This is a genomic window from Dactylosporangium sp. NPDC050688 (genome assembly GCF_040654515.1).
Classification (GTDB): Bacteria; Actinomycetota; Actinomycetes; order Mycobacteriales; family Micromonosporaceae; genus Dactylosporangium.
The window spans coordinates 26,997-46,880 of the sequence record NZ_JBFAIC010000035.1 but is presented as its reverse complement, the minus strand read 5'-3'; the positions used below and the strand labels follow the sequence as shown (position 1 = coordinate 46,880).

The 19,884-nt window shown below is 70.7% G+C and carries 11 protein-coding genes and 3 tRNA genes; 11 read left to right on the top strand and 3 right to left on the bottom strand.

Annotated elements, in window-relative coordinates:
* Window positions 1-29 precede the first annotated feature (29 nt).
* Complete coding sequence (locus AB0H83_RS29190) at window positions 30-677, bottom strand: hypothetical protein (RefSeq protein WP_360099984.1); 648 nt, start codon at window positions 675-677, stop codon at window positions 30-32.
* 544 nt (window positions 678-1,221) lie between these two features.
* Here AB0H83_RS29190 and AB0H83_RS29185 point away from each other — a divergent pair.
* The 11 genes from AB0H83_RS29185 (at window position 1,222) to fxsT (ending at window position 17,377) form a co-directional block, all read left to right on the top strand.
* Window positions 1,222-1,944 (top strand): TetR/AcrR family transcriptional regulator C-terminal domain-containing protein, encoded by a 723-nt coding sequence (locus AB0H83_RS29185; protein ID WP_360099982.1) that lies wholly within the window; start codon window positions 1,222-1,224, stop codon window positions 1,942-1,944.
* A 981-nt stretch (window positions 1,945-2,925) separates the two neighbouring features.
* Window positions 2,926-2,997, top strand: a tRNA-Asp gene (locus AB0H83_RS29180).
* Window positions 2,998-3,000: 3 nt separating this feature from the next.
* A tRNA-Thr gene (locus AB0H83_RS29175) sits at window positions 3,001-3,073 on the top strand.
* Between the two features lie 90 nt (window positions 3,074-3,163).
* Window positions 3,164-3,236 (top strand) — tRNA-OTHER (locus AB0H83_RS29170).
* Between the two features lies 1 nt (window position 3,237).
* Window positions 3,238-5,568, top strand: a complete 2,331-nt coding sequence (locus tag AB0H83_RS29165) for a hypothetical protein (protein ID WP_360099980.1) — start codon at window positions 3,238-3,240, stop codon at window positions 5,566-5,568.
* A 274-nt stretch (window positions 5,569-5,842) separates the two neighbouring features.
* A complete protein-coding gene (locus AB0H83_RS29160) occupies window positions 5,843-7,276 on the top strand; it encodes a hypothetical protein (protein ID WP_360099978.1) in 1,434 nt (477 codons plus the stop codon).
* A 3-nt stretch (window positions 7,277-7,279) separates the two neighbouring features.
* Entirely contained in the window at window positions 7,280-9,304 is a 2,025-nt protein-coding gene (locus AB0H83_RS29155; protein ID WP_360099976.1) for a hypothetical protein, read from the top strand.
* 13 nt (window positions 9,305-9,317) lie between these two features.
* Window positions 9,318-10,256, top strand: coding sequence for a MoxR family ATPase (locus AB0H83_RS29150; protein ID WP_360099974.1), 939 nt, complete (start codon window positions 9,318-9,320; stop codon window positions 10,254-10,256).
* Window positions 10,249-12,399: an SAV_2336 N-terminal domain-related protein gene (locus tag AB0H83_RS29145; RefSeq protein ID WP_360099972.1), complete on the top strand. Its 2,151-nt coding sequence runs from the start codon at window positions 10,249-10,251 to the stop codon at window positions 12,397-12,399. Before AB0H83_RS29150 ends, AB0H83_RS29145 begins: the two co-directional genes overlap by 8 nt.
* Window positions 12,396-13,550 (top strand): TIR-like protein FxsC, encoded by a 1,155-nt coding sequence (locus AB0H83_RS29140; RefSeq protein WP_360099970.1) that lies wholly within the window; start codon window positions 12,396-12,398, stop codon window positions 13,548-13,550. Before AB0H83_RS29145 ends, AB0H83_RS29140 begins: the two co-directional genes overlap by 4 nt.
* The gene (gene fxsT, locus AB0H83_RS29135; protein ID WP_360099968.1) at window positions 13,547-17,377 is read left to right on the top strand and encodes an FxSxx-COOH system tetratricopeptide repeat protein; all 3,831 of its coding nucleotides are present in this window, start codon (window positions 13,547-13,549) and stop codon (window positions 17,375-17,377) included. Before AB0H83_RS29140 ends, fxsT begins: the two co-directional genes overlap by 4 nt.
* Window positions 17,378-17,393: 16 nt before the next feature.
* Here fxsT and AB0H83_RS29130 read toward each other — a convergent pair whose 3' ends face one another.
* Both AB0H83_RS29130 and AB0H83_RS29125 read right to left on the bottom strand, forming a co-directional pair.
* Window positions 17,394-18,770, bottom strand: coding sequence for a hypothetical protein (locus AB0H83_RS29130; protein WP_360099966.1), 1,377 nt, complete (start codon window positions 18,768-18,770; stop codon window positions 17,394-17,396).
* 136 nt (window positions 18,771-18,906) lie between these two features.
* Window positions 18,907-19,455 (bottom strand): hypothetical protein, encoded by a 549-nt coding sequence (locus tag AB0H83_RS29125; RefSeq protein ID WP_360099964.1) that lies wholly within the window; start codon window positions 19,453-19,455, stop codon window positions 18,907-18,909.
* Between the last annotated feature and the right edge of the window lie 429 nt (window positions 19,456-19,884).

Here is a 19,884-nt window from a genome sequence, read left to right as displayed (position 1 = left end):
CGGACCTCCGACCCCATTCGTACAGCGACTCACTTCTGGATCTGAATGTTTGACAGGTTGAGCCGACCCGTGGCGATCAGGTACGCAACGGCCAGCGCCGTCGTGATCGCCCAGACGGCCGCGGTGAGGCGGGAGTAGGTCTCCAGGAACGTCACGACCCGGCCCACCAGGGTCGACCATCGGCCATCGGCGACGATTCGGATCTCCGGCAGCGGTGCTCCGCCGCCGTCGAAACCACGAAGGTGGCCCGAGATCGCGGCGTAGTCCGCTCGTGTCCGCGGCCCGATGATGAGCACGATCGCGTGTTCGAGCGTCTGACGGACCTCGCCCGGCATCGGCGACGCCAGTGACGCGACGCCTTGCAGGTGGCCGCGCAGACTGGTCGCCGCGGCCCACAGCATCGTGCCGACCGGATGCATCGGGGTGACGGTGTCCATGCGGGCCGCGAGCGTGGTGAGCCTGCTAGCCGCAGCGCTGAGTTTCGTGCGGGACTGGGCGAACGGCGCCCGCACCCCCGCGACGCGCCGCGGCCGGGCGCCGGCCGGTCCAGCAGCGATGCAGGTACTGATCGCCGTAACGGCCGCGCAGTGCGGCACGACGAAATCCACGAACCGGCGCAGCAGCCGCATCATGAGGTACGCCAATCCGAACCCGGCAAGCCACAGCAGCTGCCACACATTGGCCGGCGCCGGGCCATTCCCGCTGGGTTCGGTCTCGGGCGGCCCTACACCGATCAGCAGGCGGCCAGCCCGAACCAAGCCGCCGTGGCGGCCGCCGTTCGGATCACCTCGTACCGGAACACCTCCCGTGCCACGTCGAACCTGTTCCGTACCGCGACCCTCGGACCGTTCCGGGGTGTAACTCCGTCCGCGGCGTCGAGCCGATCTGCGGCATGAGCTGGCACGCCGACCTCTCAAGGCGTTGTGTCCGAATAGACCTCCACGTCATAGAGAAGGCGAACCGGTTCGCCATTCATGACGCCGACGAAAACCGGCTCACCGGCCGGAGTCCACCCGCGTCGCCACGCCTCATCCCGAGCCGCCTCACGAGATTCGTGATGAGCCTTGTCTGCGCGGTGGAGCTCCATGACCCTCCGGGCGGTGGCGCGATCACTCGTGAGCTGAACGCGTAGCAGCGGCATGATCACTCCTCGCTAAGTTAGCGTTGTTAAGGTAACCTACCGACGTTAACTTAGGAACGCTACTCGATTAAGCTCCGACTGTGCCGATATCCAAGCCCGAGGCCACCTCGATCTGGTTGCGTCGCCCCCTCCCCACAACACGCTCCTCTCCGCTGAGTCGGATTCGCATCGTGGACGCGGCCGTGGATCTCCTTGACCGGCGCGGAACCTCCGGCCTGACGATGCGCAGCCTGGCCGAAGCCCTCGACGTCACTGCCACAGCCCTGTACTGGCACGTCAACACCAAAGACGACGTCCTCGACCTCGCGTTCGACCACATCTTCGGCGAGGTGGCACTCCCCGAGCCCACCGAATGGCAGCACGACGTCCGGTATCTGATGAAAGCGTGGCGTGCAGTCCTGCTCCGACACCCGTGGGCACCAGCCTGGATCGGCCGGCCGGTGCTGGGACCGCACGTCCTGGCCCGTACCGAATTCCTGCAATCGGCGCTGTCACGCGGCGGACTCACCGACCTGCACCTCGCGGTAACAACCCACCTACTTGCCAACCACGTCATCGGCTCGGCACTGACCGAGGCGACCTTCCGCCGAACGTCCGACCCCGGCCTGCGGCTCGACGCTCGACGCCACATCACAGCGGATCCGACCGCCTTTCCTACCCTCAACGCCTCCGGCCACCTCGATGCCAACCGCTGGAGCGACGACGAACTGTTCGAACATGGCCTTGACGCCATCCTCGCCACCACACACACCAAAAATGCGGCCGCACCACACCCGAATACAAGCAGTCCAGCCACCCACTGAAATAGGCGCGGGCGCTGGGCATGGGTGATGCGTGGAGCCGCTGACCACGGGCAAGCCGATCTGCTGTGCTACGCCTATCGTGCTTCAACGTGGAACAGCGAAGGTTGGTGGACGACGAGGTATGGCCGGAGCGCCCGTTGGGCCGGCGGCACGTCATCGGCACGGTGGCGGTCACCGGTGTCCTCGTGGGTGGTGTCGCGGCGCTGATGCTTGTGATGCCGGACCATGGGAACTCGCCGGGGCCGCGGCGCACTCCAGCCGCCGGGTCGCCGTCCGCGCCGCAGAATGTGCGGCAGGGCGCCTCTGTGCGGCCCGTCGAGGGCGGTGAGCACGGAGGAGGTCAGGGGCCTGCGTCGCCGCAATCGCTGCTCACGTCGGCTCCGGTGCCGTCCGTAGTGCCGATCACGCCGTCAGCACGGCCGACGCGGTCGCCTGTACCGCCGACTGAGGTCACTCCTCCACCGGGCCGGTGAGTCCCGCCGATGACCGATCCATCGTCCTCCCACCCGGCATCCCCGAACCGACCAAGGCCAGGTGCTCGCTCATCGACAGTTGAGGGTGTCTCAGCAACACGGCGCCAGTGACCGGTTGTGACGAATGGTGGCCGGGTCAGCCCCGGTATGTGTGCTTGGCAGGTTTGCGCCGCCGACAGGGGGAAGTTTCCGGCTGGCGCCGCCGCTCGGTGGACGAGCCGGGGTTCACCGCAGGTGGACCTCGTGTGGCTGGCAGCGGCAGCGAACCTGGAAGAAGGTGACCAGCATGGTGAAGTATCTGTAGCGTGCAGTCGCGGCAAGCACCACTCGCCACGCGCGTGGACCTCGCCGCTCGACGAACGCGCCGCCCAGGTCGACGCGGGCCACGACCACCCGGTCGACAGCGACGTCGGAGGCGAGCACACATGGGCGCGGCCGGGCTCGGGCGGTACGGAAGCGAAAACGGGACGACGGGGAGAGCACCAGGCTTGTATGGTCGGGATCGCGACGACGTGGAGCTCGGCAGCAGAGCACCGGGCTGTCAACCCGGAGGGCGCGGGTGCAAGTCCCGCCGCGTCGGCCTCGACATGAAGCTCAATCAGCAGAGCACCGGGCTTGTAACCCGGAGGGTGCGGGTGCGACTCCCGCCATGTCGGCAGCGACGTGCAGCTCAGCCAGAAGAGAGCGCCGGCTCGTGATCCGGTGGGCTCGGGTGCGGCTCCCGCCACGTCGGCGACGCACGACGACAGCGTGTAGCTCAACGAGACAGAGCGCCGGGCTTGGCCCCGGTGGGTGCGGGTGCGAGGCCCGCCACGCTGGCATGGCCGCGAACACCGACCCCACCCCGGACCCGTCCACGTCTCCGACGGGTGCACCGACCGGCGTCAACCTCGGCTACGCCGTGGACCAGCTGGCGCAGGCGCTCGTCACCGCGACGACGCACGAGGACGCTGACACGCGCCGCCGCGCCGACCGCCGCATGGAGCGGTGGGGCGCCGTGCTGCGCGGTGTCCTGGACGGGAAGCTGACGATCGGATCCCGCACACCGGTCAAGGACCTGCCGGCGTGGGTCACGCCGGGTGTCGTCCGGGGTGGCTTCGCGACCGGGTCGGCGGCCGCCGAGGGCCCGTTGCTGCCGCACGAGCAGGCGCTCGCCACGAGGATGCGCGTTGCCGCCGACCGAGCGGAGCTGTTCCGCCACCACCTGAGCAAGCACGGCCTGACCGAGCTGTGGACGCTGCTGGACACCGGCGCGTACCGGGTGGACCTGCCGGAGGAGGCCGCCCTGCTCACCGTCGCATGGCTGGTCCGGGCCGGCGACGGTGAGGCCGCGTCGGCGGTCGTGGAGGAGATCGCGCCGTTCGCCGGACGGCTGCGGTTCGCGCCGCAGCCGGCGGACTCGGCGCCGGCCGACCCGTCGATCGTGTGGCGGCACAGCGCCGGCGAGGTCCGGCAGGAGCTTGCCGCCCGCCGCCCCAATCCGCAGATCGAGGCGATGCGCGAGGCGCTCACGGTCTGGAACCCGTTCGCCGACGAGCTGCTCACCCACTGGCTTGCCACCGTCGTCGGCGGCCGGGTCGCCGAGCGGGCCGACGAGCTGGCCGACGAGGCATGGACGGCCCGTTCCCGCACGCTGCTGGCGCGTTACACCGCGCTCGCCGACCGGCACCGGCACTGCACGAAGCACCGCAACCGCAAGCAGAACCTCGCCATTCTGCGCAACGCCCTCGCCGAGCAGCTCACCGGGCAAGGTCTCACCCCGCGCACCCGGGGACTGCTGCAGCACGCGGTCGACAGCATGGTGCGCCGGCGTGGTACGCCCGGCTCACCGTCACACACCGCACTGCGCGCCGAGCAGGCTGCGATCAGCGCCGTGCCGACCCACCACGGGATCGCCCGGGTTCTCGTCGCGCGCCTGGCCGCCCTGCCGCAGCACGCCGGGGTCCGCGACGTCGACGCCGTCCTGCGGCCGGTCGAGGCCGGCGAGGCACCCGATGCGACGATCCCCGTCGGCACAGCCATCCCCGACGCGTTCCGCACCGCCGTGCGCCGCGCCGCCGCCGGCACCGTCGAGGAGCTCCTCGACGCCGGTGTCGTCCCATCGGCCGAGGTCCTGGCCATGCTCGTGCCCCAGCTGGCGGCGGCGAGCACCGCCGCCGCATACCGTGACCCGGCGCTGCGGCAGCTGATGACGGCGACCTACCGTGCCTTCCGCAACCGCCGGTCGCTGCTGCTGCTCAACCTCGAACACCAGGTGCAGCTTGAGGAACTGCCGTGGGTACGGGCGGTGCAGGCCCACCGGCACGCCGACGCCGACACACGTGGCGCTGCAGCCGGGGCCCTGCGCCGGCTCGGCGAGCTCACCCTGGACGCGTTTCCGGCGACCGTACTGCCGAACCCGCTGGTCCGTGAGCTCAGCACGCTCGGGGCCGAGACCGGTCTGCGGCTGCCCTGGGTCGAGGAACTGGCCGCCGACATCTTCATGGGAACGTTCTCCGGCAAGTACCTCGCCGCCGCGCAGATCGCCGGCGGTCTGCTCACCGGCAGCCTGTACGAGCGCTACTACGGCATCGACTACGCCGCCCTCATGGCTGTCGACGACGTCCGCAACGGAAGGTACGGCGCCCGGACGTCGCCGACGTTCGACGCGCTGTGCGGCAACCGGGCGCGGGCGAGCGGATCGGCCGGTTCGGGCTCGGTCGCCGCCAACGGCACGGTGATCGAGCAGGCGCAGATCCTCACCACCCACAACCTTGCCACCCTCGTCGGGCCGGCCGGGGTCTGTCCGGCCGGCGACTGGGCGACGCTGGCGTGGCGGGCGTTCGTGAAGGCGAAGACCCTCGCCGCGCAGGTGCCGGCCAGCCCGCATCCGCTGCCGGTCGTCAAGGACATCGCGTACGCCTGGCGCCACCTCGTGTTCTACCTGTCGATGCCCGGAGCCGATCCCGCCGAGTTCGTCCGGACGGCACACAGCGACGCCGACGGTCTGCCGTTCCACGTGCAGGTGCGGCTGCGGCCCGCGATCGGCGGCCTCGAGCACGTCGTCGCCGGCGGGACGTTCCCCCCTGACGGCACTGCGGCTCCCGACCGCCGGCGGCTGCTCGGCTGGTCGACCGGCCGCCACTGGATGCTGCCGCCACGGTCCACCTGACCGCGGGCACGCCGGAACGTCGACGGAGCTGGGCGGGGCGAACGCATCGCCGCGGCAACACCGGCCGGATCAGCTCCATCGTCCGCATGTGACGACCGCGACTGCGGGTTCACCGACGACCCCGCGTCCGGTGAGACGGCCTGAACGACTGCAGGCGGCCCATCCGTTCGGCTGCTTTCGCGATCCGCGGCTGTCGACGCGTCGTGGATCACGCATAGACTGCCGACGTGGTCGAGATTCGCCTGCCGAGGTCGCATTGACGGCGCGGCTTCCGATGACCGACGTGGTTGTCGTCCTGCCCGGGATCGGCGGCAGCACGCTGCACGACGCGTCTGGGCCGGTGTACGAGCCGAGCGTACGCACGCTGTGGCGGGCGGCGCGGCACCGCCACGAGGTGCTCGACGCCCTGGCCCCGGACACCGGTCTCGACGATGTCAACGCACCTGTGAAGATCCGGCCGGACGGGCTGATCGGGCTGCCGGTCGCGGTGCCGGGGCTCGGCAGCATCACCGGGTATCAGCAGCTGCGCACGCACCTGATGGACACGTTCGAGCTGACCGTCGGCGCCCCCGACGGCGGCGGTCCGCCCGCCAACTATTTCGAGTTCGCGTACGACTGGCGCCGCGACAACCGGGTCAACGCCGAGCTGCTGCGGCGGCTCGTCGATCGGGAGCTGCCCCGGTGGTCGGCCACGCTCGCCGACGGCACCGCGAAAGTGATCCTCGTCGGGCACAGCATGGGCGGGCTGGTCGCCAAGTACTACCTCGACGCGCTCGACGGATGGCGCAAGTGCCGGGCGCTGATCACGTTCGGCACGCCGTACCGTGGCTCCGTCAAGGCGCTCGACCTGCTCGCCAACGGTGTACGCAAGGCCGGCGTCGAGTTCGGCACCCTTTCGGCGCTGCTGCGCGGGTTCACCAGCGTGTATCAGCTACTGCCCCGCTATCCCGTCGTGCTGGACCAGCGCGGCCCGGACCTGCCGACCCGCCCGGTGCGGATCACGGAGCTCGGCGCCGACGTCGGCGGGCTTGAGCTGCGGAAGGCTGTCGAGGCCCGCGAGACGTTCCAGCGGATGCTCGACACCGATCGTTCGACGCACGCCGGCATGCCGCTGCACCATCTGGTCGACGTCCTGCCGGTCGTCGGTTTCGGCCACCCGACACCACTGTCGGCCACACTCGATTCCCGTAACCGGCTGCGGTGTGCGAGCGTGCCGTGGCGCGGCGACGAGCTCAACCCGTGGCACGTCAGCGGGGACCGGACGGTGCCGGCCCTGTCGGCGCTGCCGGTCGAGCTGTCGGAGTCCGCCGCCGGTAACCCGGTCAACGACACCCACGGCACGCTGCACGGGGTCGCGGCGCAGCTCAAATGGATCGCGTACGCGCTGACGCGGTACGGCGCGGGCCTGAGCGACCAGCAGCACCCCGCCGCGCAGTCACCGGCGTCCGCCTGGCAGCCCGCGATCGGGCTCGACGTCGATGAGATCTTCACCGCCGACGAGCCGGTTGTTGTGCGCTGCACGGTGCCACCCGAACTGCGCGACGCCGTCGCCACCGTGACCCTGGGCAACGACGCCACAGCCGTCACAACCGTCGAGCGGACCGACGACACCCTGCTGTGGACCGCCGAGGGCCTGCCACCCGGAACCCACACGGTCACCGTGCACGTCGGCGACCGCTCGGTCAGCGACTCCTTCGAGATCGGCTGATCCGTGCCGGCACACACCACTCCCGGCTGGGAGAAGTGGAAGAAGATGGAGCCGCACCGGCTCGCCCGCTACATCGACCCGGGCGTCATCGCCGAGGTGTTCGCGGCCGCCCCAGGCTCCACCGCCAGGTTGTCGCAGGTCGGCGGCGCGACCCGGTTCGAGCTGGCCGCGAACGTCTACGCCCACCTGGAGGGCTTCGGGCTGCGCTACGACGCGACCCCGATCGACTTCACCGGCCACAGCACCGGCGAGCAGCGCGTGCGCAGCGCCTGGGAGGTGCACGAAGACGGCGGCAGCTGCCTCGACCTCAGCCTCGTCTACGCCGGGTTGTGCGAGCGTGTGGGTCTGCGCCCGCTCCTGGTGATCCTGCGCGATCACACGCTGGTCGCGGTCGCGCTGGCCACTGGCGTCGAGGACGCCAGGCCTCGCCTCGGACCGGTGCCGGGCGAGGAGACGCTGCTGCGTCAGGGCCTGCCCGCGGATGACCACAGTATGCGGGCGCAGCTGCTGGCCCGGCTCAGCCGTGAGACCCCGCAGGCAGGCGAGTACGTGATGGTCGAATGCACCGGCGTCAGCGCGACCCAGCGGTTGGGTGGTCCGACCGCCCGGCTGACGTTCGCCGAGGCGGTCTCGGCCGGCTATGACCAGCTCGCCGGCGGTGACCTGCGCCACCTCGTCGACCCGACATACTTCCACCTGCAGGCGGGCAAGGGGATCACGCCGTACGCGGTGCGGCCCCCCGAGGTGGCGAAGGCTTCGGTCGAGGCCGAGCTCGGGCCGATCGGCGCCGGAAGGCTCACCGAGATGCTCGAGCTGGTCGGTGTCACGGCCCCGCCACGCTGGAACCTGGCCGGGCTGCGCCGCCTCGCCCCGCTCGTGGCCGGCCTGCCGACCCCGCAGGAGCCGCTGGTCGCCGACGCCGTACGCGACCTCACCGAGGCGCTGGTCACCAACGAGTTCATCGCCGGCTGGATGCCGCACGTGCTGACCACCAAGGCGATGCGTCAGGCGCTGCGCCCGCCCGGTGCTGCGCCGGCCGCGACGCCGGCCGCCCTGCACACCCTCGGCGACTATCTTGAGCACATCGCGCTGCACCACCGGGACGGGCCAGCCGGCCTGCGCAGGTGGCTGGCGAGTTTCGTGGTCAACCTCGCGGTCGACGCCGGCATGGACCTCGACGTCGAGCCGGTGCGCCGCTGGGCGAACGAGCTCAACATGCTCGTCGACATCAACGACGTCGCCCGGACCGTACGTGCGCAGCGGGAGAACGCACGGGCCCGGCTCATCGTCAGCCTGCACGCGGCCGTCGCCGACGACTGGCCGGAGTCGCTTGTCGGCTGGTGGTTGCTGGACGGCAAGCCGAGCGAGCCGAAAAAGGAGGACTGCGAGCCGAGCCAGCGGGGGCTGGAGGCCGCAGTCCGCCGGCTGCTGGAGTGGGCGGACGACGAGATCCAGGACCACGAGCCGGGGCTGGAGCTGGAGCAGGTCGACATCGCCATCCCGACCGGCCTGCTGCTGCGGTGGCAGCCGGAGGAGGCTGAGATCGGCGGGCGGCTCGTGCAGCACCACCAGGTCGTGACCCGATGGGGCGACCGGCTGTGGCGCGACACGCGCCACGTGCGCAAGCGCTTCAAGGCCATCCTCCAGGCCGCTTCCGACAAACCGGTGCTCTGGCTGGACAGCACCGTGGCAGCGGACCTCGACGGCGTCGCCGCCACGCTGCGCAACGGGCTGCCGGACCAGGCGATCGGGCTACGTTTCCACCCCGAGGGACAGGAGACGCTGCTCGACACGGTGCTTGAGCAGTCACCGATCCTGGTGTGGCCGGAGCGGGGTCTCGAGGCGGACGGCGCAGCCGTCGCCGAGCTGCACGGATGTTGGCCGGACGTGCCGCGCAGCCTGACCGACGCCTACCGCACACGACGTGAGCCGCTCCTGGCGCGTCCGCTCGCCGGGCTGAGGGCAGTATGGGACGACGAGGAATGGCTACGGTTCTGCCGGTCGTTCGCCGGGCCGCGAGCGAGCTGAAGGGCTGGACAGCATGGTCTGGAACGCGTATTACCGCGGCGACAACGAGCCCGGCCGGAAGGTCGAGCTGCCGGCGGCGCCCCGATGGCGGACCTTCCCGCGCCCGCCAGAGGGCGAGGGCGAGTTCTTCCGGCCGCCCGACGGGCTCATCGAAGCCGTGAACGCCGCACTTGTCCTGCGCCGGCCGCTGCTGGTCACCGGACCGCCCGGCTCGGGGAAGTCCACGCTCATCGAGTCCGTCGCCCGGGAACTGGGCCTCGGCACCGTGCTGCGCTGGCACATCACGTCGCGCAGCACACTCGCCGACGCGGTGTACCGCTATGACGTCCTCGGCCGCATCCACGCTCAGCAGGTCGCCCAGGCCCAGGGCAAGACGGCGGCCGACAAGATCACCGACTTTCTGCAGCTCGGCCCGCTCGGCGCGGCCCTGGCCTCTGCCACGCCCCGCGCCCTGCTCATCGACGAGATCGACAAGAGCGACCTGGACCTGCCCGGCGACCTGCTCAACGTGTTGGAGCGCGGCGAGTACGAGATCCCGGAACTCGTCCGTGAGGAGGACCAGGACCTGCAGGTCCGCGAGCGGGACTCGAAGGTGACCCACCGCATCCGCGAGGGCCGGATCCAGTGCGCGGCGTTCCCGGTCATCGTGCTCACCAGCAACGGTGAGCGCAGCTTTCCACCGCCGTTCCTGCGGCGGTGCGTACGCTTCCAGATGCCGCCCCTGACCACGGAGCTGCTGACCGAGATCGTCCGTGCGCACCTGGGCCCGGAGGTGGTGGCCCGTGTCGAGACGCTGATCGCCGCGTTCGAGGAGAACCTGCGGGCCGGCCGGACGGTCGCCGTCGATCAGCTCTTGAACGCCGTGTTCCTGCGCACCGGCAAGGCCGCGCCGCCGGCGGAGGACCAGGACCGGCTGACCAAACTCCTGCTGCAGAAACTCACCGATGCCTGACCGGTTGCGTCGGCTGGTGGAGCATCTCATCTCGACGTACGACCTGGACCCGGTCGCCGCGGCCGAGGTGCTGCAACTGTGGCAGACACCGGGGTTCCGCACCGCCAGCGGCCCGCAGGCGGCCGACGCCCAGGTCCCGGCGGCCGGCGCGGCAGCACGCCGCACGGACACCGGCCCGCCGACCACGTCGCAGACCGGCCGCTCACCGGCCGCGCTGCCTGTCTACGGTCCGGCAGCCGGGGCGAGCGGCGCCCGCCCGGCGTCGGTGGTGTTTCCCTACCGGGTGCGCGAGCCGCTGGACACGCTCGGTTTGAGCAGGGCACTGCGCCCACTGCGGCGGCGGTGGCCCGGTGGGCGGCACACCGTGCTCGACGTCGCCGCGACCGTCCGCGTGTACGCCGCGTCCCGCGTGCTGGTGCCGCACTTTCGTCCCGGACCGGAGCGCTGGTTCGATCTCGACATCGTCGTGGACGCCTCCGTGACGATGGCGGTGTGGGCACACACTGTCGAGGAATTCGTCGGCATGCTCGCCGGGCTCGGCGTGTTCCGGACCGTGCGGATCTGGCGGCTCGGCGCCGGTGGGCAGCTCCTCGACCCGGACGGGCGCCCGGTCGCGGCGCACGCCCTCAACGCGCCCGACGGCCGGCGGCTCGTCATGGTGCTGTCCGACTGCACCGCGGCCTGGTGGCGCGCGGCGGCGCCGTGGCTGGCGTTGCGGGCCTGGGCGCGCAACACCCCCACGGTACTGATCAACCCGCTGCCCACGACGGTGTGGCGGCGCACGGCGCTGGATCTGCCGACGGTGCGGCTGCGTGCCGTCCAGCCCGGCGGCCACGACCGCGACCTCAGCGCCCGGGGCGGACCCCCGACGTGGACACCGGTGCCGATCCCGGCGCTGACCCAGCATGCCCTGGGCCGGTGGGCCCGCGCGATCATGAACACCGATCCCGACGGATGTGACGGCGCGCTGATCCCGCCCGACGGGCGCACTCCCCCACCGGCGGACGAGGACGATCCGGAGGAGTGGCGCCCACCGACCCCGGTCGAGGCGCTCCGCATCGGCGCCTCCGGCCGGGCGGTACGGCTCGCGGTCCTCTGCGCGCTGCAGGACCACGACGACCTCGACCTGTCCTACCTGCACCTGATCCGCCAGGAGCTGGTCCCGGACGCCGACGCCGATGACCTGGCGGCGATCATCACGGGCGGCGTGTTCGACCCGGTCGTCACCGACGAGACGGTGCTGCTGCGGTTCCGGCCAGGGGTACGCCAGCAGCTGCGCTCGCTGCAGACCCCGACGGACGCATGGGACCGCTATCGTGCGATCACCCGCCACATGACGACGACCGACGACCCGGGCGCCCGCTTCGCTGTCCTGGTCGCCGACCCCGCCGGAACCCGGACCGTGCCGACGGGCACCGCACCGATCGGCGAGGCGGAGCACTCCGACCTGCGGCGCCTCGGCCTGCCCGACGCCGAGCCCGAGCCGGCCCCGCCGGAGGCCCCCGGGCCCGACATGTCCGATGACCCGACGGTGCCACTGTTCTACCTCAGCTTCGCCCACGCCGCCGGTTCCGGCTCCAACGCCGACGTCACCCGCTGTTTCACGGACCTGTCATTCAACGTGTCCGAGCTGGCCAGACTGGGCGCCGGGCAGGACCCGGGCTTTTATGACATGTCGCTCACCGTCGGCGACCGTTGGGAACAGGCGCTGCTACGACCGCTCGGTACATGCCAGATGCTGGTGTTTCTGCTGTCGCCACGATCGCTGAACAGCCAATGGTGTGCCCGGGAGTGGAGCGCTTTCGCCCGCCGCCGGGTCTACCGCCGCGCGACAGGTGAGCCGGTCGGCAGAATCAGCCCGATCTTCCCGGTGATCTGGGCGCCGATCGGCGGACCGCTACCCCACGCCGTGTCCGAGATCCAAATGTTCGACCCAGGCGGGACCAGACCGGAGTTCAACGCCCAGTACCGCGAAAACGGGCTGCTCGGGCTGCTGCGCACCGGGCAGCGCGACGCATACGACTTCGTCATCTGGCGCCTCGCCATGCGCATTCAGCAGTTCCAGTACGACTACTGGGTCGAGCCGTCCGTCCCGCGCGACATCGCTGAGCTGCGGAACACCTTCGATCGGCCGGAACGATGAAGGACCGCAGCTACGCGTTCTTCCTCAGCTACGCGCCCGTGACCCACATCGCGGACGCCGCGGAGCGCGCCGCCGACCACTGGGTCCAGACACTGTTCCAGGACCTTTCGGAGGAGGTCGCGAGGCTGCTCGGGACACCCGCCCACGAGCCGGTCGGTTTCTTCGACGAGCTGATCCCGCCCGGTCGTGACGTGAAGGCGGATCTGGCCGAGGCGATCGGCGCCGCCCACGTCTTCGTCGCGCTCTACTCTCAACGGTACTTCGGCAGCGCCTGGTCGATGAGCGAACGGGCCGCGTTCCTGCGGCGGCTGGAGAAGGCCCATACCCGTACGCACCTCGTGCCCGTGCTGTGGGCGCCGTTCCCGAGCCTCCACGACGTTCCCGAACTGGGACCGGCGTTGACCCTCGGCGACGGTGTGCCCGAATATGCCGAGAACGGCCTGATGGGGCTGTGCAGGCTCGCGGTGTACCGCCAGCAGTATCAGGTGGTGCTGACCCGGCTCGCGCATCGCGTGGCCGACATCGTCGAGCATGCCCCGCTGCCCCGGTCCCGGTCGGTGATGCTCGAGCGGGCGGCGGAACTGGTCCGCGGCCCAAGGCTTGCGATCGCGATCCTGACCGTCGACACCGGCGAGGACCCGTCAGCGTGGCGGCCGTACGCCGACGCGGCCGGCCCGCCGATCGCGTACTCCATCGCCCAGATCGCCGAACGGTTGGGCTTCGCCGCGCAGGTGGTGGACCTGCGTGCCGGCGCCGCTGCCGTGCTGCGCGCCGGCCCGGCGCTGGTGCTCATCGACCCGTGGCTGCTCGCGGGCCAGGACACCGACGGGCCGTTGGCGGCGCTCGCCCGCTTCCTGCACCCCTGGGTCTCGCCCCTGCTGCTGGCGGACCGCAGCGATCCGCGGTACGCCGAGCGGGGCGACGCGACGATCGCCGACGTCACCGGTAGGTTGCAGTCCATCGGGGCCGCAACGATCCGGCCCCTGCTGGATGTCGAGGAGGTCGCAACGTTCATGCCGATGCTGGTCATCCGGGCATACCGGCAGTTCGTGAACACCGCGATGGCAGCCGCACCGGCCAGGACCCCCAGACCCCGGCTCGCCGATGGCCTTGCCGCGCAACAGCCCGAAATCGAGGAGACCGACCGATGACCCAGGACCGCGACGGTCAGGTGGTGACGTTCTACTCGTACAAGGGTGGCACCGGCCGGACAATGGCGCTGGCCAATGTGGCGTGGATCCTGGCCGCCAACGGCAAGCGGGTCCTGGTCGCCGACTGGGACCTCGAATCCCCTGGCCTGCACCGCTTCTTCGCGCCGTTTGTCAATCCGCGGACCCTTGAAGCCACCACCGGTGTGATCGACATGGTCCGCCAGTTCGAATGGGCCACCACCCGCCAAGGGCCCGGCTCGATCGGCGACTACGAGCAGTATGCGCGCGTCGCACGGCACGCCTTCTCGCTGGACTGGCAGTTCCCTCACGGCGGATCGCTCGACATGCTGATGTCCGGGCGGCAGAACAGTGACTACGCCACCAGCCTCAGCGGGCTGGACTGGGATGCCTTCTACGAGCACCTGGGCGGCGGCGAGTTCTTCGACGCGCTGCGCGCCGACATGAAACGCAACTACGACTACGCGCTCATCGACAGCCGCTCCGGTCTCAGCGACGTCGCCGACATCTGCACCCTCCACCTGCCGGACCTGCTCGTGGACTGTTTCACCCTCACCGACCAGGGCATCGACGGCGCCGCCAGGGTCGCCCGGGCGGTCGCAACGAGGCAACGCGCCATCCGGATCCTGCCGGTGCCGATGCGGGTCGACCTTGCGGAGAAGGAGCGGGCGGAGGCCGGGCTGGCGCTCGCACGCAAACGGTTCAGCGGGTTCCCGCAGGAGCTCGACGAGCGTGACCGCGAACGCTACTGGCTCCAGGTCGAGGTGCCGTACCGCCCGTTCTACGCCTACGAAGAGATGCTTGCCGTGTTCGGCGATCGACCGGGAGGGCGCCAAACGCTGCTCGCGGCGTACGAGGCGCTCACCGCACGGATCACCGACGGTGCGGTCAGCACCCTTCCAGCGATCGACGAGTCCTTTCGCGGGCGGGTCCTGGCCAGGTTCAGCCGCCAGCTGACCAACGCGGACCAGGAGGTCGTCCTGCACTACGCCGACGCCGACCAGTTGTGGGCGGAGTGGCTGGAACGGCTGCTCGTCACGGTCGGCGTCCGGGTGATCGATGCGCACACGAGCCCGGACGCGGCGGCGCAGGGCAGTGGTCGCGATCTGGTCCTGATCTCACCCGCCAACACCGGCGAGGCCCGCAGCTGGCTTCCCGACGGCCGGAGCCCTCGCGCGCCCGTCGCGGTCTATGTGGAGGACGTGCGGCCGGTGCCCGACTTCCCCATCGACGCATCTGTGTTCCTCTCCGACGTTTCGGAGCAACACGCTGCGGACCGGTTGCTGCGTGTGCTCGGCTGGTCCGACGCCGCGCCGGAACCAGGCTCGATCGGGATCCGCTTTCCCGGCCGTGCTCCGCAGATCTTCAACGTGCCGGCGCGAAACGCACGCTTCACCGGACGGGCCGATGAGCTGCGCAAGCTGCGGGAGACGCTGCGAGGCCAAGGTGGCGTCGCAGCACTGATCGGCAACCTGCCGACGGCGCTGAACGGCATGGGTGGCGTCGGCAAGACGCAGATCGCCATCGAGTACGCCCATCGGTTCCGAAACGCTTACGACGTCGTGTGGTGGATCAGCGCAGAGTCCGTGGTGTTCGTCGATTCAGCCCTCGCCGATCTTGGCCGGAGGATGGGTGTCCTGGACGGGCCGACCGAGACAGGAACGGTGGCGTCGGTCCTCGCGGCACTCGCGAACGGCACCCCGTTCACACGCTGGTTGCTGATCTTCGACAACGCGGAGGACCCGCAGAGCATCGCCGAGTTCCTTCCCTCAGGACCCGGGCATGTGCTGATCACCTCACGCAATCCGGGGTGGCACGATCGGGCGAAGGCACTGCCGGTCGACGTGTTCGCCCGATCAGAAAGCGTCGAGCACCTGCGCCGCCGGGTCGAATCGATCGACCCGCAGGACGCGAGCCGCATCGCCGAGTGGCTCGGCGACCTGCCCATCGCCGTCGCCGCGGCAGGGGCATGGCTCGCGGACACCGGGACGCCGGTCTCCGAATACCTCCGGATGGTGGAGACCCCGCGACCGCATGCGCTGATGCCGTCCGCGTTCGAGACGACGTGGAGTCTGTCGTTGCAACGCCTCCAGGAACGCTCGCCGGGCGCTTACCGGCTGCTGCAGCTGTGTTCCGTGATGGCACCCGAGATCGCGTTGGACCTGGTGTACAGCGACGAACTGGCCAGAGCCATCATCGGCATCGACCCGCAGGTGTCCGACCGGATGTACCGTGGCTCACTCGTGCAGCAGATCAACCGTCTCGCGCTGCTCAAGCTGGACGCGACGAGCGGCACCATTCAGGTTCACCGGCTCCTGCAGTACGCGGTACGCGATCTGATGTCCGAATCGGACCTCGACGACTCCCGGCACCAGATCCACCGTGTACTGGCCGCGCTCCGGCCCGCCAAGGAGGTCGAAGATCCCGAATCGTGGCCACGGTTCCGGATGCTCTGGCCGCACGTGGAGGCCACCGACGCACTGCAGTGCCCGGACGACGCAGTTCGACAACTGATGATCGACCGGGTGCGCTATCTGCTGATCCGGGGAGCGCTGCAGCAGGCCCGGGAGACGGCCGAGCGGGTCTCCGCCATCTGGACCAGCACGCTCGACGAGGGCGGCGACACGGGCCCGCTGCGCCGGCACCTGTTGCACCTGCGCCACGTCCTGGGCAGCGTGCTGCGAGATCTCGCCCAGGTCCGCGACGCGTACGACATCGACCGGGCGGTACTTGCCGAACAACAGGCCCTCCTGGGCGACGACCATCCGCACACGCTGATGACAGCAGGCGGACTCGCGGCCGACCTGCGCGCCATCGGCCGCTACCAGGAAGCGCTGCACCTGGACCTGCGCACGTACGACCGGTGGACGGAAATCCTCGGCAATGACCATCCGCGGAGCCTTGCCGCCCTGACCGGCATTGCCGCGTCCAGCCGGCTCACCGGCGACTACCGGCACGCCCGCGACTGCGACGAACTTGCGTACGAGCGCAGCGGCGTGGTGCTCGGCGCCAATCATCTGACGACCCTCGCCGCGGGCGCCGGGCTGGGCCGGGACCTGCTTGACACCGGCGAGTTCGAGGCGGCGGTCGCGCTGCTGACCGCGATCGTCGAGCGCTTCCAGTCGGTGCTCGAACCGCACGGCCGGGCGACCCTGAACGCCCGCGCGAGCCTCGCGGCGGCGCTACGGACGGCGGGCCGGCCGAAACAGGGCTCCCACGCCGCAGAGGCGTACAGCGGGCTGATGGACGCCTTCGGTCCCCGCAGCCTGGACACCGTCGCAGCCCGGATGACCTATGGCCTGTCACTGCTCGCGAGCGACGACCTCGACGGCGCCCTGGAACACCTGCGCTCGGTGCACGATGCGTACCGCGCGGGCCTCGGACCGCACCACCCGTACGCGCTCCTCGCCGGCAACAACGTCGGCGTCGCCCTTCGCACCGGCGGCTCGCCAGGTGCCGCAGGAAGCCTGGCGGCGACGACCGCTGAACAGGTCGTTGACACGCTCGGTCGGCGCCACCCGTACTCGCTGCGGGCGTGGCAGAACCACGCCGTCGTCCTGGCCGAGATCGGCGAGGAGGACCGCGCCGCAGAAATCCTCGACGGTGTCGCCCGGGACCTCACCGATGTCCTCGGTTCAGGGCACCCCGACACCGTCCGGGTCGAGGCCAACCTCGCGATCGTCCGGCGGAACACCACCGAAGACGTCGTGCTCCGGTTGCGCCGAGCCTTCGGCGCCAGCCACCCCGTCGTCCGGGCCGTCGAGCAGGGGCTGCTGACACAGGTGGTCATCGACGTACACCCCCTGTGACTGCGCCAGCCTGCCGCTAACCCCGCGGCTCGGTGACCGCCGCACCGCCAGGCGGGGTGTCCCCGACCGCAGCCGGGGAGGCTTCCTGGTCGAGCAGGTCCATGGCCTGCTCGCGGAGGTGGCGGGCGGTGACATTGTCGCCGGCCTGCTGCGCGGACTGCGCCGCGGTGATCAACGTTCTCGCCATCGCGCGGCGGTCCGCCGCGGCCATCGCGCCGCCGAGGAGCAGCCGCGTGTACAGCCAGCCCGTCACGAACCCGAATCCGATCGCGTAGACGAGCAGCGCGCCGGCGAAGACCTTCGCGGCCGGGCCGCCGCCGAGGGCGGGCGCGACCGAGTCGACCACCCGGCCGCCGAACGATGCGATCGCCGCGAACTGGGTCAGTCCGACGCCGACCAGGATCTTCGTCAGCCAGTCGCTGATCTGTTCCAGGTTCGTGTTGCCGATGATCCACGACTGCGGTCTCGACCCGCCGGGCGGCACGTCCGGCAAAGGTTCGTTCGCGGCTGTGCGCTGTTCGGCGGCGGCGTGGCCGAGCATCTTCGGCACCCCGAAGATGAACCCGGTGACGCCGCCAGTGAGCATCGCAGCCGCGGTGACGGCCACCCCGATCGCCATGACCGCGCCGTGGTCGGCGTGGCCAGCCGCGTACAGCAGGATCGTCACCAGACCCAGTCCGACACCGGCCAGCAGCCAGATCAGAAATGCCGTCCAGGTCTTGCCGCTCGACAACAGTTTCGGCATCAGTCCCCCGGTGATTCGCGGTTCATCGGCAGGAGGACACCGTACGTGTTCGAGCCGACCGGCACACGCACCGGTCAACATTTCTACCGATCCATGTCGGCGGCGGCAATGCGATCGATGCGTCGAGGTGACCGAACGGCGGAATGTCGGCCGGGGCGGCCCGATACCGGCCGACGTTAGCATCGGCGCGTGTCTACGGTTGCGTGGCCCGCCTGGCCGGTCGGCGACGCGCACGCGCTGGGCCGGTTCGTCCTGCCCGACGGCGGCCGGTGGACTGTCGGTCGCGTCGAGGCGGGTCGCGGCGTCGCGCAGCACGCCGGCGGCGTCGGCGTGCCGGTTGTTGTCGGCGAGCCAGCATCGACCAGTGGTTGAGTGTGGTGGCCAGCTTGCGCCGGTATCGTCCGGGGTGCTCGGCGGACAGCTGACGGTACAAGGCAACGGATTCCGCCATCGCGGTCGTGGCCCGCCGACATCGCCGGTGGCGTGCATCCGGTCGGCGACGTTGTTCAACGCCAGCGCGAGCGCGGGAAGGTACGCGCGCGGGTGGGTGGCGGCCAGCCGGCGGTAGATGTCCACCGCGTGCTGGATGGTTGCGGTCGCTGCGCTGAGCATGCCGTGCTCGCCCTGCCGGTTGGCCAGCCCGATCAACGCGGTGGCCAGGTCGTCCGGGCGGGAGCCGGCCGACACGGTCAGATCGACCGCTGCTTGCGCTGTTTGCAGCGCCGCCGGGTACCGGCCGGCGGCGGCCTCCATGGTCGCCAGGTTCGCCACCGCCGTGGCGAGGTCACGGGTGAAGCGCGCCGGTGCGCCGGCTGCGAGGGCCCGGTACCAGCGCACCGATTCGTCGGCGGCGGACAGGGCGCCGGTCCGGTCTCCGCGGTTCGAGCGGTGCGTCGCCAGGTTGTTCAACGCCGTCGCGAGGTCGGCGGCGGCACCAGGTACCGTCGCGGCGGCCGGCCGCAGCAGTTCGACCGCGGCGCTGCTGCTCCATCCAGGTCAGAGTTTCCTGGTCGGAGTAGGTGTGGGTGAGTACGACCCGTAACCGGCCCAATTGCCGCGGCCAGTTGCGCAGCGCCTGCACCCGCAGGGCCGACGGCCGCAGCGGGCTGAGCCGGTCCACGCGGGTGACGAGAATGACGAGGTCCGACACATTGATCCAGGTGTCGATCAGGTGCCGCGCGTGGCGGTCCTCGGCGGCGTTGGTGGCGGACACGCCGGGCAGGTCCATGATGCGGACGCCGGTGCCACCCGGTTCGGTGAAGCATCCGGCCGGCAGCCCGATCTCCACGACGGACCGCAGCGACCAGCGGTCCTGCTCGACCGCCTTCCGCACGGCCCGGATTCTGTCTGCGACGCCGTCGGCGGTCAGCGACTCGAGTGGCCCGGTGCCGCTGACCCGCCGGGTCCAGTCGTCGTCCGGGGAGGCCCGATCGCGGCCTCGGCTCCGCCGTGGGCGGCGGCGACCAGCTGCTGGATGGTCTGCGCAGCTGCTCCAGCGCCGACGGTAGCCGCGCACACGACGTACGCGACGGAACGGACCTTCAGGCGCATCACAGCACTCCAGTGGGTGAGGCAGGGCTTTCGCAGCGATAGACGCACGACTCCGCCAAAGGTTGGCTCCGCAATGGTGCCTGGATCACAGCGCGCGCAGGCCGCCGTCAGGAGTGTCTGCTGGCCGGTCGGCGCCAGGCCGGTCTCCGATGCCTGTCGACGGCGGTGTCGCACGGCAAGACGGCACCGGCGGGACCGGTGCCGGTGCGGG